At 60.8% G+C, this 26,352-nt stretch carries 24 protein-coding genes; 13 read left to right on the top strand and 11 right to left on the bottom strand.

All coding sequences use genetic code 11. The features are described 5' to 3' along the window. Positions 1 to 115 precede the first annotated feature (115 nt). A complete protein-coding gene (locus ACYQ00_RS17160) occupies positions 116 to 1,312 on the bottom strand; it encodes a glycosyltransferase (protein ID WP_460033311.1) in 1,197 nt (398 codons plus the stop codon). Then, a complete protein-coding gene (locus tag ACYQ00_RS17155; RefSeq protein ID WP_460033310.1) occupies positions 1,293 to 2,783 on the bottom strand; it encodes an O-antigen ligase family protein in 1,491 nt (496 codons plus the stop codon). The genes ACYQ00_RS17160 and ACYQ00_RS17155 overlap by 20 nt, the downstream gene beginning before the upstream one ends. A gap of 318 nt (positions 2,784 to 3,101) precedes the next feature. On the opposite strand from ACYQ00_RS17155, the gene ACYQ00_RS17150 reads away from it, so the two are divergent. The 8 genes from ACYQ00_RS17150 to ACYQ00_RS17115 all read left to right on the top strand — a co-directional run bounded on the left by ACYQ00_RS17150 (position 3,102) and on the right by ACYQ00_RS17115 (position 12,094). Continuing rightward, entirely contained in the window at positions 3,102 to 3,560 is a 459-nt protein-coding gene (locus tag ACYQ00_RS17150; RefSeq protein WP_460033309.1) for a hypothetical protein, read from the top strand. A 2-nt stretch (positions 3,561 to 3,562) separates the two neighbouring features. Beyond that, the gene (locus ACYQ00_RS17145) at positions 3,563 to 4,900 is read left to right on the top strand and encodes a protoporphyrinogen/coproporphyrinogen oxidase (protein WP_460033308.1); all 1,338 of its coding nucleotides are present in this window, start codon (positions 3,563 to 3,565) and stop codon (positions 4,898 to 4,900) included. Between the two features lie 110 nt (positions 4,901 to 5,010). Next, positions 5,011 to 6,297, top strand: coding sequence for a DUF362 domain-containing protein (locus tag ACYQ00_RS17140; RefSeq protein ID WP_460033307.1), 1,287 nt, complete (start codon positions 5,011 to 5,013; stop codon positions 6,295 to 6,297). After that, positions 6,294 to 7,835 carry a class I adenylate-forming enzyme family protein gene (locus ACYQ00_RS17135; protein ID WP_460033306.1) on the top strand — a complete coding sequence of 514 codons (1,542 nt, stop codon included), beginning with the start codon at positions 6,294 to 6,296 and terminating at the stop codon, positions 7,833 to 7,835. The genes ACYQ00_RS17140 and ACYQ00_RS17135 overlap by 4 nt, the downstream gene beginning before the upstream one ends. A 2-nt stretch (positions 7,836 to 7,837) precedes the next feature. Next, entirely contained in the window at positions 7,838 to 9,124 is a 1,287-nt protein-coding gene (locus ACYQ00_RS17130) for a DUF362 domain-containing protein (RefSeq protein ID WP_460033305.1), read from the top strand. Further along, positions 9,121 to 10,236 carry a bifunctional 3-deoxy-7-phosphoheptulonate synthase/chorismate mutase gene (locus ACYQ00_RS17125; protein WP_460033304.1) on the top strand — a complete coding sequence of 372 codons (1,116 nt, stop codon included), beginning with the start codon at positions 9,121 to 9,123 and terminating at the stop codon, positions 10,234 to 10,236. Before ACYQ00_RS17130 ends, ACYQ00_RS17125 begins: the two co-directional genes overlap by 4 nt. A 37-nt stretch (positions 10,237 to 10,273) precedes the next feature. Further along, positions 10,274 to 11,431 (top strand): 3-dehydroquinate synthase, encoded by a 1,158-nt coding sequence (aroB, locus tag ACYQ00_RS17120; protein ID WP_460033303.1) that lies wholly within the window; start codon positions 10,274 to 10,276, stop codon positions 11,429 to 11,431. A gap of 57 nt (positions 11,432 to 11,488) precedes the next feature. Beyond that, positions 11,489 to 12,094 (top strand): hypothetical protein, encoded by a 606-nt coding sequence (locus tag ACYQ00_RS17115; RefSeq protein ID WP_460033302.1) that lies wholly within the window; start codon positions 11,489 to 11,491, stop codon positions 12,092 to 12,094. Positions 12,095 to 12,398: 304 nt separating this feature from the next. Here the strand turns inward: ACYQ00_RS17115 and groL are convergent, their stop codons facing one another. Together groL and groES are read right to left on the bottom strand one after the other, a co-directional pair. Then, on the bottom strand, positions 12,399 to 14,036 hold the full coding sequence (groL, locus tag ACYQ00_RS17110; RefSeq protein WP_460033301.1) for a chaperonin GroEL: 1,638 nt from the start codon (positions 14,034 to 14,036) through the stop codon (positions 12,399 to 12,401). A 72-nt stretch (positions 14,037 to 14,108) separates the two neighbouring features. Further along, positions 14,109 to 14,402: a co-chaperone GroES gene (groES, locus tag ACYQ00_RS17105; protein ID WP_460033300.1), complete on the bottom strand. Its 294-nt coding sequence runs from the start codon at positions 14,400 to 14,402 to the stop codon at positions 14,109 to 14,111. 268 nt (positions 14,403 to 14,670) lie between these two features. Between groES and ACYQ00_RS17100 the strand changes: the two genes are divergently transcribed. The 4 genes from ACYQ00_RS17100 (at position 14,671) to ACYQ00_RS17085 (ending at position 18,252) form a co-directional block, all read left to right on the top strand. Beyond that, positions 14,671 to 15,276: a CvpA family protein gene (locus ACYQ00_RS17100; RefSeq protein WP_460033299.1), complete on the top strand. Its 606-nt coding sequence runs from the start codon at positions 14,671 to 14,673 to the stop codon at positions 15,274 to 15,276. Positions 15,277 to 15,286: 10 nt separating this feature from the next. Continuing rightward, complete coding sequence (mazG, locus tag ACYQ00_RS17095) at positions 15,287 to 16,063, top strand: nucleoside triphosphate pyrophosphohydrolase (RefSeq protein ID WP_460033298.1); 777 nt, start codon at positions 15,287 to 15,289, stop codon at positions 16,061 to 16,063. After that, the gene (locus tag ACYQ00_RS17090; RefSeq protein ID WP_460033297.1) at positions 16,060 to 16,518 is read left to right on the top strand and encodes a hypothetical protein; all 459 of its coding nucleotides are present in this window, start codon (positions 16,060 to 16,062) and stop codon (positions 16,516 to 16,518) included. The genes mazG and ACYQ00_RS17090 overlap by 4 nt, the downstream gene beginning before the upstream one ends. A 141-nt stretch (positions 16,519 to 16,659) precedes the next feature. After that, on the top strand, positions 16,660 to 18,252 hold the full coding sequence (locus tag ACYQ00_RS17085; protein WP_460033296.1) for a methyl-accepting chemotaxis protein: 1,593 nt from the start codon (positions 16,660 to 16,662) through the stop codon (positions 18,250 to 18,252). Positions 18,253 to 18,333: 81 nt separating this feature from the next. Here the strand turns inward: ACYQ00_RS17085 and ACYQ00_RS17080 are convergent, their stop codons facing one another. The 4 genes from ACYQ00_RS17080 to ACYQ00_RS17065 form a co-directional block, all read right to left on the bottom strand. Then, positions 18,334 to 19,068: a carbonic anhydrase gene (locus ACYQ00_RS17080; protein WP_460033295.1), complete on the bottom strand. Its 735-nt coding sequence runs from the start codon at positions 19,066 to 19,068 to the stop codon at positions 18,334 to 18,336. 35 nt (positions 19,069 to 19,103) lie between these two features. Next, positions 19,104 to 19,820 (bottom strand): (d)CMP kinase, encoded by a 717-nt coding sequence (gene cmk / locus ACYQ00_RS17075; RefSeq protein ID WP_460033294.1) that lies wholly within the window; start codon positions 19,818 to 19,820, stop codon positions 19,104 to 19,106. Beyond that, positions 19,810 to 20,976, bottom strand: a complete 1,167-nt coding sequence (gene hisC, locus ACYQ00_RS17070) for a histidinol-phosphate transaminase (protein ID WP_460033293.1) — start codon at positions 20,974 to 20,976, stop codon at positions 19,810 to 19,812. Before hisC ends, cmk begins: the two co-directional genes overlap by 11 nt. Positions 20,977 to 21,135: 159 nt before the next feature. Next, on the bottom strand, positions 21,136 to 21,588 hold the full coding sequence (locus ACYQ00_RS17065; RefSeq protein WP_460033292.1) for a universal stress protein: 453 nt from the start codon (positions 21,586 to 21,588) through the stop codon (positions 21,136 to 21,138). A gap of 273 nt (positions 21,589 to 21,861) precedes the next feature. Here ACYQ00_RS17065 and ACYQ00_RS17060 point away from each other — a divergent pair, with 273 nt between their 5' ends. After that, positions 21,862 to 22,365, top strand: a complete 504-nt coding sequence (locus ACYQ00_RS17060) for a hypothetical protein (protein ID WP_460033291.1) — start codon at positions 21,862 to 21,864, stop codon at positions 22,363 to 22,365. A gap of 71 nt (positions 22,366 to 22,436) precedes the next feature. On the opposite strand, the gene thpR is transcribed toward ACYQ00_RS17060, so the two are convergent. Genes thpR through ACYQ00_RS17045 form a run of 3 tightly spaced genes read right to left on the bottom strand, consistent with a single transcriptional unit; the run spans position 22,437 to position 26,129 of the window. Next, positions 22,437 to 23,036, bottom strand: coding sequence for an RNA 2',3'-cyclic phosphodiesterase (gene thpR / locus ACYQ00_RS17055; RefSeq protein WP_460033290.1), 600 nt, complete (start codon positions 23,034 to 23,036; stop codon positions 22,437 to 22,439). Between the two features lie 3 nt (positions 23,037 to 23,039). After that, on the bottom strand, positions 23,040 to 23,552 hold the full coding sequence (locus ACYQ00_RS17050) for a CinA family protein (RefSeq protein ID WP_460033289.1): 513 nt from the start codon (positions 23,550 to 23,552) through the stop codon (positions 23,040 to 23,042). Between the two features lie 36 nt (positions 23,553 to 23,588). Beyond that, positions 23,589 to 26,129 carry a sigma 54-interacting transcriptional regulator gene (locus ACYQ00_RS17045; protein WP_460033288.1) on the bottom strand — a complete coding sequence of 847 codons (2,541 nt, stop codon included), beginning with the start codon at positions 26,127 to 26,129 and terminating at the stop codon, positions 23,589 to 23,591. Positions 26,130 to 26,352: the final 223 nt, after the last annotated feature.

Below are 26,352 nucleotides of genomic sequence, written 5' to 3'. Positions count from 1 at the left end.
CCGCATCAGAGCCTGGCATACCAGGATCAGGCAATCGGCGAGGGACGCCTTCCACTGTGTATCGCCAAGCCTGTCTCGCCAAAGATATCCGCGTCGTGGTCATGTTGGAGTTTCCTTATTCCGTTTTGACAGGAGTCCAGATCGTCATTCGCTTGCCTTGCAGGAAATCAACAAATCCAAGCCAAGTCCCCATGAGTCCAAGGCAGATATACCAGGCAGCTGCGGCGCTTTTTATGACGGCCGATGGTGCCTTTTTTATAGGTGCAAGCAATGGATACAATGCTGCAGTTGCGAAAAATAGTGTTTGCAAGCACAGCAGGATCAAAAAAAAGCGATTTGAAAATGAGAGCACAAAACTTGAAACGCCAATCATACATACAGAAGCAGGCAACAACCTTCGCAATACTTTATTGATGCACAATCGAACAGCCAGCCACCCATAACGCATAGGATTCAGTACATCGCGTTTCAACCAGAGTCCCCGTAATCCTCGACACACTATCCGCCGGCGGCGGGTCAGTTCATGCGTGTCAGACCTGGACGGTGTGGGGACAGTAGCCACGGCTGACGACTCGTACACAAAGCGGTAGCCGCTCTGAATGACTGACAGGCAATTGAATAAATCGTCAGTCACCGCGTCTGGCAGGCGCTGAAACAGCGATTTGCGGAGCGCGTATACCTTGCCGTCGTTGGCTGTAACGCTGCCGAGATTGGATTCATTCGTTTTCAACCAGGCATCGAGCTTCCAATACCATTGCTGAACCGGCCCAAGAGGCTTGCCCTCCTTCGCAATTACCCGCCGCCCCCCGACGCCACCTATTGTTGCGTCTGAAAAATGCGTGACCAAACGCTGCACCGCATCAGGCGCCAGCAGCGCATCGACATCGGAAAATACAAGTACGGTGCCTTTTGCGAGAGACACTGCTTCATTCAAACAGGCATTTTTCCCCAGACGGCCTGACATCTGACGACATTGGAGGCAGTATCCTGCCGCCTGCGTGCTCCTGTGTTGGTTGCAGATCTGAAGTGCCTGTTGATCTGGACCATCCGAAATGTACACCACCTCAAGCAATGAAGCAGGATACTCTAACGCAGCACAACTCTGAAGCTTTGCTGAAAGCAACGCTCCTGGTTTATGCCCTACGATGAGGATCGAGATGGCCGGAAGTGTATCATTGGCGATCCGTGCATGATGCTCCTTGCGAGTCTTGAGCAGGGATCCCACAAAAATAACGATTGGATTCCCAAGCACCACCAGCACCAGCACTGCCGCAGCCAGGACAAAAACAGTCTCAGCCAACCACTGGAGCATGGTCTTCCTGCCGCGCTTCCTGAGCCTGCTGCTCACGACACCGGATTTGCACTATGCGCAAGGCAACGGTGGACAGTGCGAGGCAAAGCCAGAAGTAATGCGAGTACAAGCGTGAAAGCAGGCAGAAGTACGCCAGTAATGACAAAAACGAAAGTCTGTACGCAGCTATCAACTGCGTGAATTGAGGGTCCTGAAGCTTGCGTGATTGTTGTATTGCCTCATCAAAATTCCTCCATGCCAAATACAACAGTCCTGCAAAAATGATGATTCCAAGTGTCCCCATCCCCACCACAACTTCAAGATACGTGTTATGGGCATCACGCTGCGCATCTTGCCGGGAAAGCCGCTTCCAGCCTCTGGTGAACGCGAACTCGGAAAAGGAATAGGCGCGGTCGAACGTGCCTATGCCGGTACCTACCAAGGGATGCTCCTGCCAGGACTGCCAGGAGAACAGCACGTACGACAGGCGGGCGCCAATAGAGGTATCTCCAGTGCTGATGGACTTTTGCCGCTCCCAGTAGGAGTCCGGAACATACACGGCCAGCACCAGAACAGCGGCAGCGAGTCCAAGCCCGAGAAACCCAAAGTGCTTGGGGCGTATTTTCCGCCCATGCTCAATCAACAACGCGCCAAAGACGACAAGGCTGACAAAAAATGCGCCTCTGGAGTAGGTCAACATCAATGCAATCATGTTGACCGTAAATATGGAGGCTCCCACCAGACGAACCCAGACGCGGGTAGCATTGAAGAACCAGTGCGCGAGGAGCGGCATGCTGAACAGAACAAACGAGGCGTAATGGTTGGGGTTTTTCGCCACACCCACGAGCCGGTCGATACCGGTATCCATGGTAAACCAATTAAATCCAAGACCATAGGCGGCCACAGACATGAATGTGGAAATCCCAATGGAGATAATGACAACCCGGGGCACAATCCGCACAAATCCGCGCACATCGACCAGAGCCAGCGCCAGAGCAAAAATAGTTATGGAAGTGAGCAGCTTACGAAATTCATCCCAGGCTTCATCCGGATAGGCGGTCATCAATGCGGAGACCAATCCCACCACGACGAACAAGGCAATCCATCTCCACAAATTAGATTGCAGGTTGTATCTGGTTCCCTTGGAAAAGACCATGTGCAGCAACACCACAAGTACCATGGCTGCACCGGCAAATTTGGAGATGGTGATTGGAGAGTCCGGACCGGCCAAACTGCGAACTGCATCCCAAGGCACGAAAAAAAGCACCACATAAAAGGCCAATTCCGGTTTGCGCCCGAGGATCAGCATGAGCATCAGACCGAAGGCAGGGAGCCAGGCATAGGTATACCAGGGTGAAACCATCATCGCCATGGAGGCCACTGCAACCACTATGGCAGCAACAGCCACAATGGGATTGAGTATCTGCCCGCGAGGCGATGCATGTGTGGCATATCCCTGCACCGGGACAGCTTCCAGTGGTGACGAAGCCATGATTTCCTCCTGGCATGTGCGCGCATGCTACATCCTGACATGACAGATCCTGCCATTACATACTGTCACAGGATGATGCATTTTTTCTAGCAAAGTCTCAAGACTGTGACAATACGTTTTCCGGACGGGACCATGAAAAAATCACTTTTGCGGACTGCAGGGGTGCATCTTGCGCTTGCACTCACGCTGCATGAGCCAACGCATGATCCATGACGCAATACCCGCGCCATATAGTGAGGCGATTTCATTTTCCGTCTTGCCAGGGGGGCTGGGCTTTGTCATACGAGAAAGAAACGCTGCATCCGCCAGGAGGCCCCCATGCGCACCGTGACGCAACGAGATCGCTTCTGCCTGTTTGCCGGTCTTCTTGTCTTTGTCGCTCTGCTTGCCTGTGCGCCATGGGCGGTGCAGGCTGGTTCGGCAGACTGCGCACCGCCAGCCGTTGCCTCTGGCATCGCCAAGGCAGCTCCGGACGATTGTCCTGTGTTCAATGTACCGCCAGTGAGCGTGGACGTGATCTGCACCCCGCAGGAATACAAGGAACACACGTTCATGGACACCATCGTCACCAATACGTCCACCTCTTCCATTGCCGGATATTCGTTGGTGGTGGCCCTGTATGACGCCAATGGGACGCTCCTGGCCAGCCAGCGTGTGGAGCGCAAGGCCCGCAAGGGTGCATTGGCCCCTGGCGAATCCCAGGACGAACGCTTCATTGTGGTGGATGTACCGCCCATCAAGGTGGCCAAGGTGGAATTCACGCCGGTGCCGAGGTAGCCATGGCGCGGGTTGTCATTGTCGGCGCCGGGCTGGCCGGTCTGGCGTGCGGGGTGGCCCTGGCCCGGTCTGGCGTGCCTTCCGTGCTGCTGGAACGCGAGGCCGGCCCAGGCGGCCTGTGCCGATCCTTTGTCCTGGATGAGGTCGTGTTCGACTATGGTCCGCATGTTTTCTTTGAGGATCCGGGGGATGAAGGCGCGAGGCTGGCCCGCGAGACCCTGGCGCATGCGGATTGTCTGACGCGTCCCTTCGCGTTTGCCATTCATGCGCCTGCAATGCCTGGAACACAGAGCGGCCGGTTCTACGCCTTTCCGAATCATCGCGATGTGTTCCGCTATCCCTGGCGGTACAAGACCGGAATTCTCAAGGGGCTGCTTGGCGCCAAGCCTGCCCTGCGCGGCGAGCCTTCGGCCCGTGATGAGCTGGTGGCCAAGGGCGGGGAGTGTTTTTATGAGGAACTGTTCCGCCAGTTTCTGAGCAAAAAAACCGTGCGGGATCCCGGGGAGTTGCACGTCCACTGGCTGGCCCGCGTGGAACGTAGCGCCCGACAGGAGCTGGAGCCGCCACCTCGCGTGGGGCATGCGGCCCGCGTAGTTGGAGCCCTTCGCCGGCTCAAGCGGCCCTATTTCTACCCCCGCGCCGGCTTTCAAGCCTTCACGGATCTGCTGTTCCGCGAATACCAGGCCATGGGCGGCTGGGCAGTGTTTGGCTGTGGCCCCCTGACTGTCCATACCGCGCACAGCCGCGTGACCAAAGTGACCGCCAGGGGCATTGACTACGATGTCTCCCAGCTTGTCTGGACGGCCCCGCTGAACACTCTCAACAGGCTGCTGGATGCCGGCGTGCCCACCCTGCCCGCCCTGGACATGGCCCTGGTCTGCCTGACCTTTGCAACCGAAGCGCCACCAGAGCGCCCTTTTGTGTATGTCTACCATCCCGATCCGCGGATGGCCTGCAACCGCACCTATTACCCGCACTCCATTTTCCGGGAGCTGTCGCCCCCCGGCCGGGAGGGCGTGTGCTTTGAATACACCATGACCCCCGAGCTTGCGACCATGGATGACAAGGCCCTGGTGCGCACGGCCCTGGAGGATTCGCACCTGGCTGATCTGTACGACGCCTCCTCCCTCCGCGCATCCCGTGTGGTGCGCCTGCCCCAGGCCCTGCCTGTCTATCCGCTGGACTATCAACACCAGCTCCAGCAGGCCCTGGGCCCCTCCCGCGCCCTGAGCAACTGCCTTACCGTGGGCAGACAGGGCGGCTTTCTGTTCTGCATGACCCCCACCGCCGCCAGCCAGGGGCTCAAGGCGGCGCGTGCGGTGCTGCAGACCTCTGCCTGACGAAGCACCGCACCTCGTGCTCCCAGCTTTTTTTACTGAACATTGTTTGACAATGGCTGGCGGATTGACCATACCGTAGTCATACTCCAACCCCTTTGCGTGAGTGTGCCATGCCCATCGTCACCGCAGCCATTCCACCAACCCTCCTGCGCGCCTGGACGGTGCAGTCCCTTCGTCGCGGGCTGGATCAGGCCTTGTCCGTCCGCGGGCATGTGCTGCCGGCGGACCGTGCCGCCCCTGTGGTGCTCAAGCCCAACGCCAACGCGGCCATGAACGCCCTGACCGGCAACACCACGGATCTGCGCCTGCTGGCCGCCCTGCTCGGCTGGCTCAGGGACCAGGGCTACACCAATCTGACCGTGGCCGAAGGGACGAATTCCGGCTTTTACCGCAACAAGATCGGCGTGGCCACGCGGCTGCGCATGGACGCCCTGGCCGCCCGCTTCGGCGCACGCTTTGTGGACTGCAATTTTGATCAGAGCGTGGATGTGCCCTTTGAGGACGGCGTCGTGGCCCAGGTTTCCCGCACCTGCGCCGAGGCAGCCCTGCTGATCAACCTGCCCAAGCTCAAGACGCATTTCGAAGCCGGCATGAGCGTGTGCCTCAAGAACCTCATGGGCTGCCTCGTGGGTCAGGAGAACAAGAAAAAGACGCATCAATCTTTGGCCGCAAACATTATCCGGCTCAATCAGGGCCTCAGCCCACAGCTGCATATTGTGGATGCCCTGGTGGCCATGGAAGGCCTGGGACCAACCCGCGGCACCCCGCTGCGGCTGGATACCATCATCGTGGGCGAGGACCCCCTGGTCATCGACATGGTCTGCGCCAGGCTGGCCATGGTGGCTTACGATGCTGTGCGCCCCCTGCGCCAGGCCAGGGAGGCCGGCCTGCTCACGCCCGAGCGGCTGGCCCAGGCCGAAGCCGTGGATGTCTCCGCCGTGGCCCGTCTCTTTGCCCCGCCCAAGGCCGGCCCCATCGCCACATTCATTCACCACCCCTCGCGGCAGAAGTACTTCCTGGCCATTCGGAACACGCCCTTCTTCACCCGACTGGCAGCCACGGACTGGTTCGGGGAACTGCTCTTCAAGACCGGACTGCGCCAGGACAAGTTCCTGCACCAGGAAATGCGCCTGGATCGCCTGGAACCCGGCCCGGCCTGCGCGGCCTGCAAGGATCCCCGCCCCTGCCAGGCCATCTGTCCCCTGGGGCACGACCCGCGCACCCTGCACGCCGGCACGAGCGCCCTGCCCGAGGCCTGCCTGGGCTGCCTGTATTGCCAGGCCACCTGCCCGGCCCAGGCGGAAGGGATGCGTTTTCATGGCGAGCCTGGCTATTTTGCGGAACAATGCCGGCAGTATGACAGCTACTTGCGAAAACTCGACCGGAGGAATGCATGACCGCTTTTCCCTGGCCGTCCTTCCCGGCTCTGGTGGCCGGGTATGCCGCCCGCACCCCTGGCAGGCCGGCGGTGTTTCATGCCCGGCGGACCATGACCTATGGCGAGCTGGCCCACGAAGGCGCCGCAGCAGCCCACCTGCTCCAGGACATGGGAGTGCGCCCGGGCGATCGGGTCGGCTGTCTGGTACGCAAAACCCCCGAAACCATTGCCGCCTACCTGGGTATCATGGCCCTGGGCGCTATCTTCGTCCCCCTGGATTGCAACCAACCCCCGGCCGTGCTGCGGGAGATGTTGGAGCGTCTGGCCCCGCGGGCCATGGTCCTCTGCGCCTCGCATGCCACTCTCCTCGACTCCCTCAACGTCCCCCAGCTGCCCCGGCTTGTGCTGCCGCATCCTGAGCATGCGCTCCCCCTGCCGGCCAGTGCGCCCTGCTGCCGTTTCTGGACCGAGCTGGAAGGGGTGCGTGTTCCCCTGCCCCTGCCCTCGGATGATGAGGACACCCCCGTTTACCTGAACTTCACCTCCGGCTCCACGGGCCGTCCCAAGGCCGCCCTGGCCACCCTGGGCAACATCCATTGGAATTCCCTGGCCTCGGTGGAGCACTTCCGCATGACCGGGGACGACGTGCACCTGTGCATGATGCCGTCCTTCGTCCATCCGCACGAGCTGTTTGCCCGGCCCCTGGCCCAGGGCGCGGCCCTGGCCCTCATGGAAGGCATCGACCCGCGGACCATCGCCGAAACCATCCGCCGCTTCGACGTCACCTGCTTCATGGCTGTGGGGGCCATCTACCAGACCCTGGTGCAGCAGCACGAACACAGCCCCTTTGCCCTCCCCTCCCTGCGGGTGGCCGAGAGCGGTGGCATGCATGTGCCCGCCGCCCTGCGCCGGGACTTCCGCACCGCCTTTGGCGTGCGCATGCTGCCGGTCTGGGGTTCCACGGAAACCACGGGCATTGCCATGGCCACCCCCATGGAGGATGACCCCACCTTCCCCGACGCCGCCGCCGGCCGCCCCCTGCCGCAGTATCGCGTGGAGATCCTCGATGAACACGGCCAGCCCGTGCCCGATGGTGAGGTGGGCGAGCTGCACGTCTCCGGCCCCGGTGTGTGCCGGGAGTATTTCGATCAGCCCGTGGAATCGGCCGATAGTTTCCAGCTGTTGCCAGACGGCACGGCCCGCTTCCGGACCAGGGATCTCGTGGCCCGCTCGCCGGACGGGTCCATCCTCTTCCACAGCCGCCTGCAGGGCATGCTCAAGGTGGCCGGGATGAAGGTCTATCCCACCAGAATTGAGGAGCTGCTGCACGCACACCCTGCCGTGTCCCAAGCTGTGGTGGTGCGCATGGAAGACCCCCTGCGCGGCGAGGCCCCCCGCGCCGTGGTGGCCCTGCGGCCCGGCATGGACGTCACCCCCAAACAACTCCGCCACTGGCTGGAGGCCCGCCTGCACCGCTTTGCCCTGCCGCGGGTCATAGACATTGTGGACGCCATCCCCAAGACCCCGGGCGGGAAAATCGCCTGGAAGGAACTCTAACCATGACCAACACCGCCTCCTCCCACTCGCCCTCTGCGCTCAATGGCATTCCCAAGGGCAATCCCATTGTCGCCATTGCCCGCGCCGAACACGTGGGCGAATCGCCCGCCGCCTATACCGACGCCAGCCTGGACATCATCCGGCAGCTCACGGCCGAGGTCATCGGCCTGGCCACGGACCTGCCAGCCATGGTCCGCGGCCAGCGCGTGCTGGTCAAGCCCAATCTCGTCCGCCCCAACCCCAAGAATCCCTTTGCCGTGGTCACGGACGAGCGCGTGCTCTTCGCCCTGGTGGAGCTGCTCAAGGACGCCGGGGCAAAGGAAATCTGGATTGGCGACAACCCCGGCTACGGCCTGCCCCTGGCCGAGGCCCTGGCCCAGCTGGGCGAGTTCAAGGCCCGCCTGGCCGGCTACGGCGCGCGGCTGCGCTTTTTTGACGAAGAGGAAAAGGTGGTGGTCGAGAATCCGGACGCCACGATCTTTGACCCCATGATCCTGCCCAAAAGCCTGCTGGAGGCCGAGGTCTACATCAACCTGCCCAAGATGAAGACCCACATGCACGCCCTGGTCACCCTGGGCATCAAGAACCAGTACGGCCTCATCCTGGACGACCAGCGCATGTTCTTCCACCGCAACGACCTGCATGTGAAAATGGTGGACATCCTGCGCAAGGTCCGCCCCCAGCTGACCCTGGTGGATGGCATCATCGCCGCGCAGGGCCAGGCCCCGCTCTCGGGCAGCGTGGTCCCGGACATGAACACCCTGGTGGCCGGGGAAGACATCGTGGCCGTGGATGCCGTGTCAGCCAGCGTCATGGGCGTGCACCCCATGGAGGTGGCCATGCTCCGCCTTTGCCGTCAGGAAGGCCTGGGCGAGACGGACGTCAGCAAGATTGATGTCCGCGGCCGCAGCATTGAGGAAGTCCGCCGGCCCTTTGCCCGCCCCGTGGTCAGCCCGCAAGGCGCCTACGACGAGGTCCAGTGCATCGAGGGCGGAGCCTGCTTCGGCTGCCTGTCTGCCCTGCGCCACTCCCTGGACAAACTGGCCGGCGAGGGCGCGCTGGAGGGCAATCCCATCCAGAGCGTCTACGTGGGCAAGCCCATGCCGGACATGGTCAACCTCAAGAAACTGCGCGGCCCGCTGTGGTGCTTCGGTTCCTGCGCGGCGGACCTGATTTTCTCCCAGGCCGAGCGCAAACCCCTGGCCCGGTTCATCCCCGGCTGCCCGCCGCACATTTTGGAATTTTACAAGGCGTATAAGCAGCTTATGGCCGAGGAGGAGCAGTCATGAACGAAGACTCTCCCCTGCAACAGCTGCGCGGCCGCATGAGTGAGGTCAACCAGGCCATCCTGGCGGCGCTCCTGGAGTATTACCAGATCGCCCGGCGGATCGGCCAGGAAAAGGACCGCCTGCAGCTGCCGCACTTCGACGCCCGACGCGAAGCCGAGATGCTCGGCGAGATTCTCGATGCCAACGCCGCCTCCCCGTCCCGGCTGCCCGATGACTTGCTGGTGCGCATCTTCAAGGAAATTTTCAAGAATTCCACGGAATTCATGGGTGTGCAGCAGCGCAAGGGCCTGCGGGTGCACCGCAGCTCCGGCGCGGGCGATCATGTGATCCGCCTGCCCCACGGCACCATCGGCAGTGGCCCCGGGGGCGAGAGCCGCGCGGCCATCATCGCCGGCCCCTGCGCCGTGGAAAGCCGCGACCAGCTGTACCGCACCGCCAAACCCCTGCGCGACGCCGGGGTCCGCTTTCTGCGGGGCGGGGCCTTCAAGCCCCGTTCCTCGCCCTACAGTTTCCAAGGGCTGGAAGAGGAAGGCCTCAAACTCCTGCGCGAGGTGGCCGACGAGCTGGAAATGGACGTCATCACCGAGGTCCTGAACGTCAAGGACGTGGAACTCGTGGCCAGCTACGCGGACATGCTCCAGGTGGGCACGCGGAACATGGCCAACTTTTCCTTGCTCAAGACCCTGGGTTCCATTAACAAACCCGTCCTGCTCAAGCGCGGCATGTGCGCCACCATGGAAGAAGCCATCCTGGCCGCGGAATACATCGCCGCCGGCGGCAATGCCGACATCCTGCTCTGCGAACGCGGTATCCGCACCTTCGAAACCTGGACCCGCAACACTCTGGATCTGGCTGCCGTGGCGCTCTTCAAACAGGAAACCGCCCTGCCCGTGGCGGTGGACGTGAGCCACGCCCTGGGCCGCAAGGATCTGGTGGCCCGCATGGCCTTTGCCGCCCTGGCCGCCGGCGCGGACGCCGTGATGTTCGAATGCCACTATCAGCCCGCCGCCGCCCTCTCCGACGCCGATCAGCAGCTGGACATGGAACAGGCTGTCGCGTTAATCCGCCACATACACGACTGCGACGCCTGCATCCCGGCGTCCCTGAAATAGCGCCAGCATCGGACCTTGCACCGGACTTGGGGAAGGAATGGACCGCATCGACATCACGCTGCCCGCCAAGGCCCCCGCGGCCTATGCCGTGGAAATCGTCCCTGGCCTGCTCGATACCATCGGCGAACGCCTCGCCCCGCCGGCCCCGCATGCCCGGCAGGCCTGGGCCGTGGTCTCTGACGATACCGTGGCCGCGCACTATGGCCGGCAACTCCTGGCCTCCCTGGAACGCGCAGGGCTGGCCACCCTTGGCCCCATCCTGACCTTCCCCCCCGGCGAGCAGCACAAGCGGCTGGCCACGGTGGAGGCCCTCTGCACCCAGTTCCTGACCGACGGCCTGGCCCGGGATGGCGGCGTCATCGCCCTGGGCGGCGGGCTTGTGGGCGACGTGGCCGGTCTGGCCGCGGCGCTGTACATGCGCGGCGTCCCCTGCGTGCAGGTCCCCACCACCCTGCTGGCCATGATCGACGCCAGCGTGGGCGGCAAAACGGCCGTCAATCTGGGAGAAGCCAAAAACTGCCTCGGCCGCTTTCACCAGCCGGCCTATGTTGGCATCGACCCCCAGACCCTGGCCACCCTGCCTGACGATGAATTCGCCTCCGGCCTGGGCGAGCTGGCCAAGTATGCCATGCTCGATGAGACGTTTCATGGATGGGTGCAGCAGGAGTTTTCAGAGGAAATCCTGCCTTCCGAACCTTCCGCCCCCCCCTGTCCCGCAGGAGCGTCAACACGTGGGCTGCGTCTTCCCCTCCCCACGCTCGCGGCCGCCATCGCGCACTGCGTCCGCATCAAGGCCGGCGTGGTCATGCGGGATGAACTCGAGGCCGGCGAACGCATGGTCCTCAACTACGGCCACACCTTCGGCCATGGCCTGGAAACACTCCTGAAATTTGCCAAACCCCACGGCTGGTGCGTGGCCCAGGGCATGCGCCTGGCTGCAATGCTCAGCCTGCGGCTGGGCCTGTGCGACGACAGCCTGCCCCACATGCAGGACACTCTGCTCAAACGCCTGGGGCTCTTCGTCCCCTTCCCGCGCATCTCCCCCCAAGCATTGATCGAAGCCATGCGCACGGACAAAAAGAAGCACGCCGGCAGCCTGACCTTCATCCTCCCCCGCGCCGTGGGCCGGCTGGAGGTAGTCCGCAACGTCCCCGAGGAAGACGTGCTGCAGGCGGTAACGCTCATGCAGATGTAAGCGACAGCGGCGTGGCCGTGTGTCCCCAACCGCATCCGTTTCCAAGAGAGGTGCCGCATGACGGTGATTCGCTCCGCAGGATTGCAGTGCTTCCTGCTTGTGTTGTTTGCCAGTTTCTCCAGTTTCGCCAGTTTCGCCAATTCTGCCTTGGCCGCCGACCCGGCAGTCACTCCCCTGACCGCCGCGGATGTGCAGGGCTTCATCGCCAGCATGCACGAACTCCGGCCCATCTTTGCCGCGGCCGGAGGCGCCGACCCCGCGGATAAGACCCGCAATGCCCCCGACGCCCCCGCGCCGGAAGGACCGATTGACGCCTCACAATGGCTCACCCTGGCCGCCACGCAGCCCAAGGCCCTGGCCGTGCTGCAGAAACACGGCTTTACCGCCGAACGCTGGGGCGCCGTGGCCGAGCAGATCATGCAGGCGTACACTTCCCTGAAGCTCGGCCCTGAAGGCGCAAACGCCAGGGCCCAGATTCAATCCAGCCTGACCCAGCTGGAACAACAGCCCGGCCTCTCCGCCGAAGACAAGCAGCTCATACGCCAGCAGATGCAGGAATCCCTACGCCAGATGGATCAGATGGCCGAAGAATCCTCCAAGGCCGACCAGGAGACTGTCCGCCCGTTTTTGTCCAAACTGGACGCAGTATTTGAGGTGGAGTGAGCCCGGCCAGACGCGCTTGGCCACGAAAACGGCCGGCATCATCGATGATGCCGGCCGTTTTTGTTGCGTGATCTTTTCTGGTGCGCACAATGTCTCGTTGCCGGCTCCCTTCTGCTCCGTTCTCCACCGCATGTTGCTGGAGAATCGATTCATCGCCCGAATATGTCTTTCAATAATAGCAACCCCCCGCCATGCAGTGCGCAGCGGGGGGTGCAATATATCCCCCCCTTCAAAAATCTTTGGGAGGGGGATTCGGGGGGAACCCTTTCCACAGAAAGGGTTCCCCCCGATTTCAGGCGGTTGCTTAGTACATGCCGCCCATGCCGCCCATGCCGCCGGGCATGGCGGGGGCGTCCTTCTTGGGTTCGGGCTTTTCGGCGATGGCCGCTTCGGTGGTCAGCAGCAGGGAAGCCACGGAAGAGGCGTTCTGCAGGGCAATGCGGGTGACCTTCTTGGGGTCGATGACGCCTTCGGCGATCAGGTCCACATATTCGCCGGTAGCGGCGTTGTAGCCGAAGCCGTCGGCGCCGCCGAGGACCTTCTCCAGCACGATGGCGCCTTCGACGCCGGCGTTGGAGGCGATCATGCGCAGGGGTTCCTGCACGGCGCGGCGGATGATGTTCACGCCGGCCGTTTCGTCGTCGTCAGCGGGGACCACGGCGTCCAGGACCTTGGAGCAGCGCACCAGGGCCACGCCGCCGCCGGGGACGATGCCTTCTTCAACAGCCGCACGGGTGGCGTTGAGGGCGTCTTCCACGCGGGCTTTCTTTTCCTTCATTTCGGTTTCGGTCGCGGCGCCAACGTTGATCACGGCCACGCCGCCCACGATCTTGGCCAGGCGCTCCTGGAGCTTTTCGCGGTCGTAGTCAGAGGTGGTTTCGTCGATCTGGGCGCGGATCTGCTTGATGCGGGCCTTGATGGCGTCGGAATTGCCGTAGCCATCGACGATGGTGGTGTTTTCCTTGTCGATGACAACGCGCTTGGCGCGGCCCAGGTCTTCCAGGGTCACGTTTTCCAGCTTCTTGCCCATTTCTTCGGCAGCCAGGGAACCGCCGGTGAGCACGGCGATGTCTTCCAGCATGGCCTTGCGGCGTTCGCCAAAGCCGGGGGCCTTGACGGCAGTCACCTGCAGGGTGCCGCGCAGCTTGTTCACCACCAGGGTGGCCAGGGCTTCGCCTTCCACGTCTTCAGCGATGATCAGCAGGGGCTTGGCCATCTTGGCCACCTGTTCCAGCACGGGGAGCATGTCCTTCATGCTGGAGATCTTCTTGTCGTGGACGAGGATCAGGGGTTCGTCCAGTTCACAGACCATCTTTTCGGGGTCGGTGATGAAGTAGGGGGAGAGGTAGCCGCGGTCGAACTGCATGCCTTCAACCACGTCCAGGGTGGTTTCCAGGCCCTTGGCTTCCTCAACAGTGATGACGCCTTCCTTGCCCACCTTGTTCATGGCCTCGGCGATGATGTTGCCGATGGTGGCGTCGTTGTTGGCGGAAATGGAGCCGACCTGGGCGATTTCCTTCTGGTCGCGGGTGGGCTTGGCAAACTTGCCCAGCTCTTCCACCATGGCGGCGACGGCCTTGTCGATGCCGCGCTTGATGGCCATGGGATTGCGGCCGGCGGCCACGAGCTTCACGCCTTCATTGAAGATGGCCTGGCCGAGGATGGTGGCGGTGGTGGTGCCATCGCCAGCGATGTCAGAGGTCTTGGAGGCGACTTCCTTGACCATCTGGGCGCCCATGTTCTCGAACTTGTCTTCCAGTTCGATCTCCTTGGCCACGGTGACGCCATCCTTGGTGATGATGGGGGAACCGAAGGACTTTTCGATCACCACGTTGCGGCCCTTGGGCCCCAGGGTGACCTTGACGGCGTTGGCGAGCTTGTCCACGCCGCGCTGCAGGCGTTCACGGGCATTGGTATTGAACAGAATTTCTTTGGCAGCCATTGAAGCATGCTCCTTGAAAGTATGAAGATCGGAGGGGAATGATCAAGTACGATAAAGGAAGACCGGCAGGGCCTAGTCTTCTTCGATGACGGCCAGGATGTCGTCCTCGCGCATGACGAGGTGCTCCACGCCATCAATCTTGATTTCCGTGCCGGCGTACTTGTTGAAGAGGATGATGTCGCCCTTTTTCACGCTCATCTTGATGTGGTCGCCGTCGTCGTCGGTCTTGCCGGGGCCGGCTGCGATCACTTCGCCGCGCATGGGCTTTTCCTTGGCCGTGTCAGGAATGATGATCCCGCCCTTGGTGGTTTCTTCGCTTTCCAGACGCTTGACCAGGACGCGGTCGTGCAACGGCTTCAGCTTCATGAGAAGACTCCTTTCAACAGAAGTGATGTGGTGATTGATTTCGCGACGCCGTCTTGTTGGCACTCGACAGCGACGAGTGCTAGCGCCGACTCAGCCCTTTTAACCACGCCACTGCGTTTGGCAAGGGGGGCACCGCAACTTTTTTTCAACTTTTTCCCTCGCCGCTTCAGATTCTTTTACACCCGATGCCCTTTTCATTTTCCCGCCCCTTTGCTAGTGCTGCCTCAACGCACGGTTTTTTTACCCACTGCTCCGCACCGTTGAATTTATGATTGCCGACTTCAGCCTGCTCGACTGCATCCTCGCCGGACTCTGCGGCCTGTTTCTGGTTCGCGGGCTCATGCGTGGCCTTTTGGCCGAGGTGGCCGGGCTGGCCGGGGTCATCCTGGGCGTCTGGGCGGCCACGCAGTATCAGGCCCGGGCCTTTCCCTTGTTGCACGATCTGATTGCGCATGAAGGCTGGGCCCGCATTGCGGCGTATCTGACGGTCTTTCTGGCGGCCTATATTGCCGTGGGGCTCACGGCCCGCGTACTGCGCAAACTCATGGATCTGGCTTTTGCGGGATGGCTGGATAACCTTGGCGGCGCACTGGCCGGGCTGACCAAGGGCACGGTGCTGGCGCTCATCGTCTTCTTTCTGGCTGATACCTTTGTGCCGCAGTCCCAGTTTGTGCAGGCCTCCCGCCTGGCGCCCTATGCCAGGGAATACGCCGGGATCCTCAAATCCCTGCTGGTGAACATCAAGGACGTGGCCCTGCCGCCAGCCCTGGCCCCCGGGCCGGACCAGCCCCTCCCTCCGGGCAATACCACGCCCGGCCAGCCTCAGCTGCCACCGGCGCGCCCGCTCCCCTCCGCTCCGCAACAACAAGGATGATCACGCCCTCATGGACGCTTTTGACAACCTGCGCCAGGTCATCGCCCGGCTGCTGGGTCCCGGCGGCTGCCCCTGGGATCAGGAACAGACGCCCGAATCCCTCTGCGACCATCTGATCGAAGAGGCCTATGAGCTGGTGGACGCCATCCGCTCTGGCAACGTGGCCGACGCCCGCGAAGAGCTGGGCGACCTGGGCTTTCTGCTCTGCTTCATCGGCGCGTGTTACGAGAACCGCGGGGACTTTACCCTGGACGAGGCCCTGCAGGGCATTGCCTCCAAGATGATCCGCCGCCACCCCCACGTGTTCGGGGATACGGAGATCAATTCCCAGGACGAGCTGCTCAAGAACTGGGAGCGCATCAAGCGCTCGGAAAAAAAGGGCAAGGATGGCCCCGTGGGCCTCTATGACTCCCTGCCGGAAAGCCTGCCGCCCCTGCTCAAGGCCTATCGTCTGCACGCCAAGGCCAGCCGCATCGGCTTCACCTGGCCGGACACTGCCGAGGTTGAGGCCAAGCTGCAGGAGGAGTGGACCGAATTCACCGAAGCCGTGGCCCAGGGCGATCCCGCAGCCAAGGAGCAGGAGTTCGGCGACTATCTGTACACCTTGGTCGAGCTGGGGCGCAGGCATGGCATCAAGGCCAACGCCGCCCTGGATCTGGCCAACCAGCGGTTTCTGGCCCGGTTCCAAACCATGGAGGCACTGGCCCGTGAGCGCGGCCAGAGCCTGGACGCCCTCTCCCTGGCCGAGCAGGACGCCCTCTGGAACGAAGCCAAGGCCCGGCAGTGACCCGCCCTCTCCTTCTGCTGCTGCTTCTTCTGGTGATGCTGCCAGGTTGGACGACGCCGGCAGCCGCCCAGGCGCGGGACATCACCGCCGACGTCATCGAAAAGACCCAGGCCGACGAGCTCCTGGCCGGCCTGTGCCAGCAGTTCTGCTTGGGCAATCAGCGCCAGGGGACCATCCAGCGCGTCACCGCGGTCACCGCCCCCGACGGCAAGGTGACCATCGAAGCTGCGGTGGCCCTGCGTTCCGCGGATGACAACCCCTATTTCCCCTTTGACCAGACCGTGGTCGTGGCCGGCCACGGCCTCCTGGACCCGGCCACCTGCCGCTTTACCGTGGGCATGGCCCGGGTGGAACGCGATTTCCAGGGTATTTTTCAGGCGCTGTTGCAGCAATATGGCCACTTTGCCGGCTGGGAGTATGATATTCCCAATTGTCGGACCCTCCTCGCACCGTAGCACGCGCAGCCGCATACAACACTGCCCCCACACTCAGGGAAAATCCTGACAAACTGTTTGCCTCCGCCACTGTAATCGAGTTATGCATATCACTCCTGGTGTCCCGCGTTCTCCGCAACACCTTCATGCCAGGGGGGTGACATGCTGGCACATCTCAGCATCAAATGGCGGTTGCTGGCCATTGCGACGGCAGGGCCGCTGCTTGTGGCCCTGATCATGGGGTCTTTTCTCGAATCGGCCATTGAGCGATTTTCGCACAACGGGCTTGTCGAAAAAAGCCGGGCCATTGTCATCATGGCGGAATCCGCACGCAACGAGATGGGACGGAAGCTTGAGGCGGGCATCATCGCTCCCTTCGAGAGTATCCCCAGGGACAAGCTGATCCAGGCCGTGCCCGTGATCACAGCCATCAACATGGCTCGTGAGAACGCTGCAGCCGGAGGCTATCAGTTCCGCGTTCCCAAAATCAGCCCGAGGAATCCCGAAAACACGCCCACGCCACTGGAACGCGAGGTACTCCTGAAAATGGAGGCCGAGCACCTTGATGAGCATATCATTGTGGAGCCAGACCAGACCCGGTTCTTTCGGGCCATCCGACTGACGGATGACTGTCTGGCCTGCCACGGCGACCCCAAAGGCGCCAGGGACCCCCTGGGCGGGACCATGGAAGGCTGGAAAACGGGCGAACTGCACGGCGCCTTCGAAATCATCAGCTCCCACGCCGCGGCGCAGGCCGCGCAAAACCGGGCGCTTGCCACAACAGCGGCCTGGACTGGCGGCATCCTGCTGCTGGTTTTCATGCTCGGCTGGCGGTTGCTGCAAACATTCGTCATCATCCCGCTGTGTGGCATCCGCAATGTTGCCAGGCAACTCGCCGCGGGGGATCTCACGGCCCGGTTGGAGGGCGAATACCAGGCCGAGATGGGAACCGTGGCCCAGGCTCTGGCTGACATGATCGAGCGCCTGACCGAAGTCATCGGCCATGTCATGGACGGCGCCACCAATCTGGCCTCCAGCAGCACCGAGCTTTCCTCCACCTCGCAATCCATCTCGCGCGGGGCGGTGGATCAGGCCTCAGCGGTGGAAGAGATCTCTTCGTCCATGGAAGAAATGAGTTCCAACATTGCGCAAACGGCAGAAAATGCCAAAAAAACCGACACCCTGGCCCAGCAGTCTGCCCAGGAGGCCGAGGAAAGCGGCGAGGCCGTCCGCGCCACCGTGTCCGCCATGCAGCAGATTTCCGAAAAGATCTCCATTGTGGAGGAAATTGCCAGGCAGACCAACCTGCTGGCCCTGAACGCCGCCATCGAGGCCGCCAGGGCTGGCGAGCATGGCAAGGGGTTTGCCGTGGTTGCGGCAGAGGTGCGCAAACTGGCCGAGCGCAGCGGGCGTGCGGCTTCGGAGATCAGCCAGCTCTCCTCCTCCAGCATGGCCGTGGCCGACAAGGCCGGGCGCATGCTGCTGGAACTGGTGCCCACCATCAAAAAAACCGCCGAGCTCGTTCAGGAAATTACCGCCGCCACCAATGAGCAGCATGCCGGTGTGGAGCAGATCAACCAAGCCATTCAGCAGCTGGATCAGGTGATTCAGGCCAACGCCTCGGCCTCTGAGGAAATGTCTTCCACGTCCGAAGAGCTGGCGGCCCAGGCCAACCAGCTGCAACTGACCATCAGCTTCTTTCAACTGGAGGAAAGCTCCCAGCCAGTGCGACGCACGGACTGCGATCTGCTGTGACGCGCTGGGAGTGCTCGGGGTATCCACAAAAAAAGGGGCCTGGCGGCCCCTTTCCTGTTTCCGATTCACGCCGGCACAGGCTCAGTGTCCGCCGGGCCCCCCGGTGTACGCCAGCAGCCGGTCCTGCTCCGGGTGTGCGCCCATGAAGCGCACCGCGCCGGATTCCAGCACGTACATACCGCCCTGCACGCTCAGTTTGCCTTCCTGCACCAGATGGCGGACGATGGGACTGCCCTTGAAAATGTCGTCGATGACCTGCCAGACATTGGCTTCAATGGCGGCAGCCACCACCGCGTTGATATCCTTGCCGGCCATCTGTGCCTTGACGCGTTCTGCCACCGGGGCGATGGGCGCCACCAGCTGCGGGATGTTGCCGCCCACCTGTTCGCCCTTGACGACGGCCGTCACGGCGCCGCACTGGGTGTGCCCGAGCACCAGCAGCAACGGGGTGCCCAGGTGCTCGACACCGTATTCGATGGTGCCGATTTCATCCACCGCCGCCACGTTGCCAGCCACGCGGACGGAGAAAACATCACCCACCCCGCGGTCGAACAAAATTTCAGGCGGAACGCGGGAATCCGCACAGGACAGCACCGTCACCACGGGGTGCTGGCCATTCAGGGAAGTGTCTTTGCGGCGATCTGTCGTTTGATTGGGATGAATGGCTGCGCCCCGCACAAACCGGGCGTTGCCGTCCACGAGCAACGCCATGGCCTGCTCTGCCGTAACGTGAGGGGCATCGGACAAGGCCGAGGCCACAAAGGGCATGGCCACCAGAGCCAGGACAAGAATCCACAAACGTAACGACTTGGGCATAGGACCTCCCTGTACGCAGGATACGGTTGACGGGCTTACACTATGTTGCCCCCACTTCCCAGCCGTGAGGCGGCCAAGGCCAGCAGCTGTGAAAACACTTCCTCCACCGTCAGGTCCGAAGTGTCCAGCAGAATGGCGTCGTCGGCCGGCTTGAGCGGCGAGGCGGCGCGGGTGCGGTCTTGTTCGTCCCGAATACGCAAGGCTTCCACCAATTCTTCCAGGGGCTGCGGTGTTTGCCCCAGGCGCAGGAGCTGGTCATAGCGGCGTTTGGCGCGGACTTCCGGCCGGGCGTCCAGGAACACCTTGCAGGCCGCCTGGGGAAAGACCACTGAGCCCATGTCCCGCCCCTCGGCCACCAGGGCGCTCGTGCCACCCATCTGCCGCTGGGCAGCCACCAGGCACTCCCGCACCACGGGCAACCTGGCCACCAGGGAGGCCCAGCGCCCCACTTCCTCGCTGCGCAACTCGTCGCCAAGAAAAAAGCCATCCATGGCCAGGGCTGTTTCCTCGCCACTCCCATGCAGGGAAAAACGCAGGCTGGAGAGCCGGCTGGCAATTTCTGCCTCTGGCAGGTCCCAGCCGTTCTCTCCCAAGCACATGGCCACGGCGCGGTACATGGCGCCGGTATCCATGTAGGCCACGCCAAGGGCCGCGGCCAGACGGCGGGCCAGGGTGGTCTTGCCCACGCCGGCGGGGCCGTCGAGGGTGACTACCGGTTGCCTGTTGTCAGAGGGGTGAAGCTCAGTTCCCAAGGACAGCCTCCAGGGCGGCAAGGAACATGGAGTTTTCTTCCGCCGTGCCCACGCTCACGCGCAGGGCGTCCGGCAGGTTGTAGCTGTTCAGGGGGCGGATGATCACCCCGCGCGCCAACAAGGCTTCGAACACCTGCCGTGCGGTCTGCGTGCATCCGGCAGGCAGGCGGAACAGCAGAAAGTTCGCCAGGGAAGGCTGCACTGCGCATCCCAGTCGCGTCAGCCCTTCAGCCAGCTGGGTGCGGCCTTCTACCACCACGCGCACGGTCTCGGTGTAGAAGATCTCATCTTCCAGGGCTGCAAGACCGGCTTCCTCGGCCAGCAGGTTCACGCTAAAGGGCAGCCGGACCTTCATGAGCGCCGCAGCCAGCCAGGGGTGCATCACCCCATAGCCCAATCGCAAGCCCGCCAAGCCATAACACTTGGAAAAAGTTCTTAAAATTACCAGATTTGGATATTTGGCCAAATGCGGCAGCATGCTGTATTCGTCCACGGGCAGGGCAAAATCCACATAAGCTTCATCCACCACCACGATGCACGTTTGTGGCAGGGATTCCACAAAGCGGCAGATTTCCGTAGCCAGCACCGCATGCCCGGAAGGATTGTCCGGATTGGTCACAAAGGCCAGGGCGCTCTTTTCCGTGGCCCGATCGGCCAAGGCAGCGAAAGGAAAGCTGAAATCCGCACGCAACGGCACCTGTCGGGCCTCCACGCCCTGGAGCGCGCTCTGCAGCGTATAAATGCTGAAGCAGGGCGAAAAGGCCAGAAAATGCTCATCCCCTGGCCGGGCGCGGACACGGATGAGCAGGTCGATGATTTCGTCGGAGCCGTTGCCCGGCACGATCATCTCCGGCTGCACACCAAGCTTGGCGGCAATGGCTTTGCGCAGCCGCGGCGTGCCAGCCTGCGGGTACCGGAACGCGGAACCGGCGCTGTCGCACACACGGCGCATGACCACCGGCGAGGCGCCCAGGGGATTTTCGTTGCTGGCCAGTTTGATTACCTGCGCAAGGCCGTGTCGTTCCATAATTTCTGCAATGGACAACCCCGCAACATACGGTGAAAAGGCCTGCACCTGGGGGCGCAAGGTCCCCTCCAGCAGGTCAGCCTCGACATTGCCGGGGAACACGGCGGAAGATTCAGCAGAAGATGTCATGATGTCTGGATTCGCTACAAGTGGTTGGAATCCGAATTTCATACCGCCTCCTCGCCTCGCAGGCAAGGGGCGTGTTCATTCGCCATATTCTTCAGGCAGCACGGGGGAGCCGCCCCATGGCGCCGCTCCCCCTTGCATCTGGCGAATCGCCGGAAACGATCAGGCTTCCGGCTCGCTGGGGCGGATGGTCAGCACCGGGATGCTGGAGCTCTTTACCACCTTTTCCGCAACGGAACCAAACAAAATGAGGTCAATGCCCTTGCGGCCGTGGGTGCCCATGATGATCAGGTCCACCTTTTCCTCAACTGCAATATTCAGGATTTCTTCGGCCGCGTACCCCGTGACCACCCTGCCCCGCACAGGCGCACCCTTGAAGTGCTCCTTCAAAAAATCCTCCATGGTCTTCTCGGCGCCGGCGACAATTTCGCCGACAAAAGAATCAATGGAGTTGGGCGGTACATGAAACCCCACGTACTGCGCCAGAGAGGGCGCAGCATACAGGGCAACAATTTCAGCACCGAATTGCTGGGCAATGGTCGCAGTGTAGTCCGCCACCTTGGGACTGATTTCCGAAAAGTCCAGCGCGCAAAGCACCTTCTTGATGGTTGCCATGAGTTGCCTCCTCGGCAAGGTTCTGCCTTGCCCTCAGTGTCCAACGGGTTCAAACCATGCACAGTTCTGTCTTGCCAGAGCAGCGCGGCATTAGACAACTGCTTTCTTCTGCGGTACGTTCCTGTTCAGCCGGGTGTTGCGCCCAACCTTCGCATCCGGAAAAAAATGCCGAGCCTTTTTTCCAATCTACTGAAATTACAGCACTGACACCTTTTCGCCGTTCTGGCAAGCTCCTTGCTTGAAGGAATCCAAACACCCGCCACGAGGTGCAGCATGAAGATCAGATCAAATCACCTGGAGACCTTGCGGCAGGAAGACTTGCGACGCGCCAGGCAGTCGTCTGGAACAGGGATGTTCGACGGCATGCTGGCCACGGAATCGGCCAAGAGCGACAGCCCCGACGCCTCGCAAGACTCCTCCCAGGCCACGGCCGTGGCGACCGCTTCCCCCCTGCCCGACATCGACGTTGTCGGGTCTGCCACAGATGCGGAAGCGGCGGACGCAAACCCTCTTACTGAGCGCGCGGTCATGGAACATCTCGACTCTGTCCTGGACCAATTGGAATCGTATGCTTCTTCATTGAAGGACGATTCTGAACAAGGTGCTCTCCGCAACGCCTATGGCGTCCTGGAGGACATCTCCAGCCAGGTTGGCCAGCTCAAGCAGTCCCTCCCCGAACTGCAGCAGGAAAATCCTGAGTTGCAGTCTGTGGTGGACGAGTTGGAGATTCTCACGGTGACGGAGCGCTTCAAATTCAACCGCGGGGACTACATTTAACCCCCCCCGCATGCCAGACGCTTCAAGCATTGGCGGGAAGAGGCCGGCGTGGCAGCCGGCCTTCTTCTTTTTCACGGGCTCCTCGGCGCAGCCGCCTGCGCATTGGCCAATGGCACATGCCGCACCGCGCCCGGCCCCAGCAGGGACTCCCACAACACCAGTCGCTCCAGTGTGGCCACAGGCCAGTCCACCCCGGCAAGATGTTCCGCAAAGGCTCGCCAAGGATCATTCCGGCACGGCTCGGCATCCCTGACCCGAAAAAGGGTCACGTGAGGCGAATACGGGCGCAGTTCTCTTGCAATCCCCAGAGATACGACAAAATCCTCCAGCCGGGCCGCGCAGTTGGTCAACGCGTCGCGCCCAAGGCCCATCCCGACCCACCCCACTCGCGGTGTCTGGATATTTGGAAAATACCCGCCCCCGGCCAGTTGCATCTCCAGCGTGGCCGGCCTGCCATCAACCGCAGCAGCGGCAAGCACCGCAGGCAGTGCAGTTGCCAGCGCAGGCACCTGCTCCGCAGATATCTCGCCGAGAAAGCGAAGCGTGAGATGTCGTTGTTCCGGCTTCGTCCATGTCAACCTGCTGGAAAATCTTGGGGTCCAGTCATTCTCAAGCGTGTCAAACTGTTCCTGCCACGCCCCGGGCAGTGTGAAGCCAATGAAACACCGCATGGCTCACCCCAAGGCATCCAGCAGTTTCGCCAGGCCCGCCAGGGCCGCCACAGCTGAAGCCGCACGCACTGCATCGCGGTCGCCATCAAACTGATACTGCATTGCATTCAAGGTAGTATCAACGGCCCAGGCAATCCACACCGTGCCCACAGGCTTCTCCGGAGTGCCGCCTGTCGGCCCTGCCACTCCGGAAATGGCCACTGTCGCGCTCACTTGCAAGGCACGTTGCGCACCACGCGCCATCTGCTCCACACACTGCCCACTTACCGCGCCAACAGTCTGTAATACATGATCTTGTACACCAAGGATGCGCTGCTTGATACGATTTTCATAGGCCACCACCGCCCCCGTAAACCACGCCGAACTTCCTGGCCGGGAGGTACACAAGGCTGCGACGAGCCCACCAGTACAACTTTCAGCCGTCCCCATCTGCAAACGTCTCGCAATGAGCTGCCCGGAAATCTGAGAAATATATAGATTGGCAGCCTCAAGCAGAGAATGACTCAATAAATCCATGCGCAGTACCTCTGATAAGCGCGTGACATGAAATCATTAGAGTGGTGCATCATGCTTATCGTGCCAAATTACAAGGTGAGCGGCTACAAGATACTTGGTCGCCGGTCCTCTCCCTGCTTTGATAAGCAGTCCCTTCTTGACAAAATCCTTCAAGTCATAGGCAGCCGTGCGTGATGGCACACCGCCCCCGACGAGCTGTTCATATTCAGCCCTCGTAATTTCTCCTCGCTCAACAATCTGTTGCCACGCGCGCTGCTGTCGGGTGTTCAGCGTCACTTGCGCCCCCCTGCCGGGCAGGGCTCCGGCTGTACTGGCATCAGACCGAACGCTGCTATCAGTCTCAGAGTCCCCATGCACGGCCTCGGCAGCTGCGGCATCCACATCAAGCAGGATATCCTCTGCCAGGATCACTGGACCTTCTGACATGACCACAGCTCTGGTGACTACATTTTTGAACTCTCGAACATTTCCAGGCCAGTCATGCGTCTTTAGTTTTTCCAGCGCCCCTTTAGAAAAGGCGACCCGTTCTTTGGTGACCAGTTTTTCAGCCTTTTTCAAATAATAGAAGGCCAACGCAGGGATATTCTCCGGGTGGTCACGAAGAGAAGGTGTATGAATCGTGATGACGTTAAGCCGGAAATACAAATCCTCTCTGAATTCATTCCGCTCGATTGCATCTTTCAAATCGATATTGGACGCAGCAATCAAACGGACATCAACAGGAATTTCCGCATCACTTCCCAGGGGCTTTATGGTACGAATTGCAATGGCCCGCAAAAGGGATTGCTGGACTTTCTGCGATGCCGCCTGAATTTCGTCAAGAAACAGCACGCCACCATTGGCCTCAAGAAATGCCCCTTTACGGTCTGTTTTGGCACCGGTAAACGCCCCCTTAACATGACCAAAAAGCGTGTCGAGCAGCAAATTCTCATCCAACGCCCCGCAGTTGATACTGATAAATGGCTTTCCGCTCCTGTCTGAAAGCCGGTGCACGGCTTCCGCAGCCAACTGTTTTCCCGTGCCTGTTTCACCCAGAATAAGTACATCCACATTGGCGCGGGCTGCCTTCAGCACTTCGGAACGTAATGCCTCAATACGCAATCCCCGTCCTACAATGCCTGGCACCATACTATCATCAAGCGCCTGCTCCAAATCTGGTGCTTCCTTGGCAAGAGAGATTTCCTCCTTATTGCCTGCAGAAACAATGGCCTGATCTTTGGCGCATAATTCATCCACCTGTGCGTTGACAATATTCACCAAATGATTGACTGCATCGCGTAAAACGCTCGTCTCATACCCTTGAAGCTCAAGCATCAATGGCTGCAGCTTACCCTGAAAGCGCATCGAGCGTACTGCATCGGCCAAGGCATAAAGAGGCTTGGCTGCCTGAGCCCCTGCATAGTATATCACCAAAACGGTGACAGCCATGGCGACCAACATCACTACCAGCAGAGTATCCACATGCTCATACCCTGCGAGCAATGGGAGTCTGCTTCGGTCAAGATAGGCTACACCTCCAATAATTTGTGCAGATGCATTTGATTCTCCTGCGAAATTAACAGGTGTGTACGCCAGAAAATACTCACCGGTAGTTTCTGGCGGTAATTCATTCCCCCTGAGGGTGATCAATCCACTTTGACCATGCATGGTTTCATCAACCATTTTCCAATATGACAAGTGGGTTGCAAAAGGGCGATATGCTCCTGGATGCTCCGGACGGCCAAGGCTCCCGGCCATCCCGGAACGGGCCAAATGGGTGGAAAGTGGAAGATCCAGGCGAGTGTGATCCTCAGATTGAAAGCAAATCCAGCCTTCCGTATCGAAAAAATAGGCAACTCTCATGTTGGGACTGCGCGGAAAAGCTGCAACAGGCGAATCCGGCGAATTGAACAAGGAAAGCGCGTTCCGCAAGTCGCGAACGTCCAACCCGATAAACAAGTATCCTTCGAGTTCGCCTTTAACGTTAGTATATGGCGTTATCAACCGCATTGTAGACAACGAGAGTCTTTTATAGGGATTGTCAGGCACAGAAAATGGATATTCAATTTCCCGCATTGGGGTAATATGAACGGAACCCGGCGAAAGCCCCTTGATATCATTAAACAGGAGCAAAGGACTTCCCCGAATCTCTGAAACCCGATCCCGAGGTACAAGGCTTATGTCTGTACCGTCCGAGACAAACACAATCACATCACGCTCTTCCAAAGGAAGAAATCCAAACTCCGCATAAGCAGCCCCCCGAACTGCAGCGGTATCCTGCAAAAATGTACGCATGGCATCGAGCGTTGGCGTATGGCGCGCCGCCCGCAGCAAGTCTTGTCTGCAAGCGGCTAGATGCTGCTCAAGCGCATGCCCCATGGCAAGATTCAAGACCTGAGTCATACGCTCAACGCCAATGTGTATATAATAATCCGAGATCGAATACCCTCCCCATCCAGTCACGGCAACGATACCCATGATGCTGGGGGCGAGATACAGGAATAGCCGCGTTCGAAACAGCGACGCTCTAAGTTTGGGAAATTGCCCAAGCATGGCTTTTACCCGGACTTCCTGGGCGTCATCACCAAAAAAACCCACGGCAGCCTCCCTATTACAGACTGGTTTTGCTACTCCTATCCAGCAAAGCCGCCTGCGTCAATCAGCCTATGGACTTGCGCGAAATCCGCTGTATCGCAAACGCACCGGAAACACTCCGGCAATTTCTTGCAAGAAAACTCGAGTCTCGACGTTTTCCACACTAGCTTACCCCAATCACATGCTCGACCAACCTTGCTCGAAACTCTCAGACATTGCGTGATAT

The organism is Megalodesulfovibrio paquesii (assembly GCF_054653055.1).
This window is presented reverse-complemented; position numbering and strand designations above follow the sequence as displayed.

Bases quoted from the DNA above. Each gene is read 5' to 3' on its own strand.
- groL (WP_460033301.1), bottom strand. From the start codon at position 14,036: ATGGCTGCCAAAGAAATTCTGTTCAATACCAATGCCCGTGAACGCCTG.
- hisC (WP_460033293.1), bottom strand. From the start codon at position 20,976: ATGACATCTTCTGCTGAATCTTCCGCCGTGTTCCCCGGCAATGTCGAG.
- ACYQ00_RS17065 (WP_460033292.1), bottom strand. From the start codon at position 21,588: ATGGCAACCATCAAGAAGGTGCTTTGCGCGCTGGACTTTTCGGAAATC.
- aroB (WP_460033303.1), top strand. From the start codon at position 10,274: ATGGACCGCATCGACATCACGCTGCCCGCCAAGGCCCCCGCGGCCTAT.
- ACYQ00_RS17135 (WP_460033306.1), top strand. From the start codon at position 6,294: ATGACCGCTTTTCCCTGGCCGTCCTTCCCGGCTCTGGTGGCCGGGTAT.
- ACYQ00_RS17140 (WP_460033307.1), top strand. From the start codon at position 5,011: ATGCCCATCGTCACCGCAGCCATTCCACCAACCCTCCTGCGCGCCTGG.
- groES (WP_460033300.1), bottom strand. From the start codon at position 14,402: ATGAAGCTGAAGCCGTTGCACGACCGCGTCCTGGTCAAGCGTCTGGAA.
- ACYQ00_RS17125 (WP_460033304.1), top strand. From the start codon at position 9,121: ATGAACGAAGACTCTCCCCTGCAACAGCTGCGCGGCCGCATGAGTGAG.
- ACYQ00_RS17160 (WP_460033311.1), bottom strand. From the start codon at position 1,312: ATGCTCCAGTGGTTGGCTGAGACTGTTTTTGTCCTGGCTGCGGCAGTG.
- ACYQ00_RS17100 (WP_460033299.1), top strand. From the start codon at position 14,671: ATGATTGCCGACTTCAGCCTGCTCGACTGCATCCTCGCCGGACTCTGC.
- ACYQ00_RS17155 (WP_460033310.1), bottom strand. From the start codon at position 2,783: ATGGCTTCGTCACCACTGGAAGCTGTCCCGGTGCAGGGATATGCCACA.
- ACYQ00_RS17145 (WP_460033308.1), top strand. From the start codon at position 3,563: ATGGCGCGGGTTGTCATTGTCGGCGCCGGGCTGGCCGGTCTGGCGTGC.
- ACYQ00_RS17150 (WP_460033309.1), top strand. From the start codon at position 3,102: ATGCGCACCGTGACGCAACGAGATCGCTTCTGCCTGTTTGCCGGTCTT.
- ACYQ00_RS17050 (WP_460033289.1), bottom strand. From the start codon at position 23,552: ATGGATTTATTGAGTCATTCTCTGCTTGAGGCTGCCAATCTATATATT.
- ACYQ00_RS17080 (WP_460033295.1), bottom strand. From the start codon at position 19,068: ATGCCCAAGTCGTTACGTTTGTGGATTCTTGTCCTGGCTCTGGTGGCC.
- ACYQ00_RS17060 (WP_460033291.1), top strand. From the start codon at position 21,862: ATGAAGATCAGATCAAATCACCTGGAGACCTTGCGGCAGGAAGACTTG.
- ACYQ00_RS17130 (WP_460033305.1), top strand. From the start codon at position 7,838: ATGACCAACACCGCCTCCTCCCACTCGCCCTCTGCGCTCAATGGCATT.
- ACYQ00_RS17115 (WP_460033302.1), top strand. From the start codon at position 11,489: ATGACGGTGATTCGCTCCGCAGGATTGCAGTGCTTCCTGCTTGTGTTG.
- mazG (WP_460033298.1), top strand. From the start codon at position 15,287: ATGGACGCTTTTGACAACCTGCGCCAGGTCATCGCCCGGCTGCTGGGT.
- ACYQ00_RS17085 (WP_460033296.1), top strand. From the start codon at position 16,660: ATGCTGGCACATCTCAGCATCAAATGGCGGTTGCTGGCCATTGCGACG.
- thpR (WP_460033290.1), bottom strand. From the start codon at position 23,036: ATGCGGTGTTTCATTGGCTTCACACTGCCCGGGGCGTGGCAGGAACAG.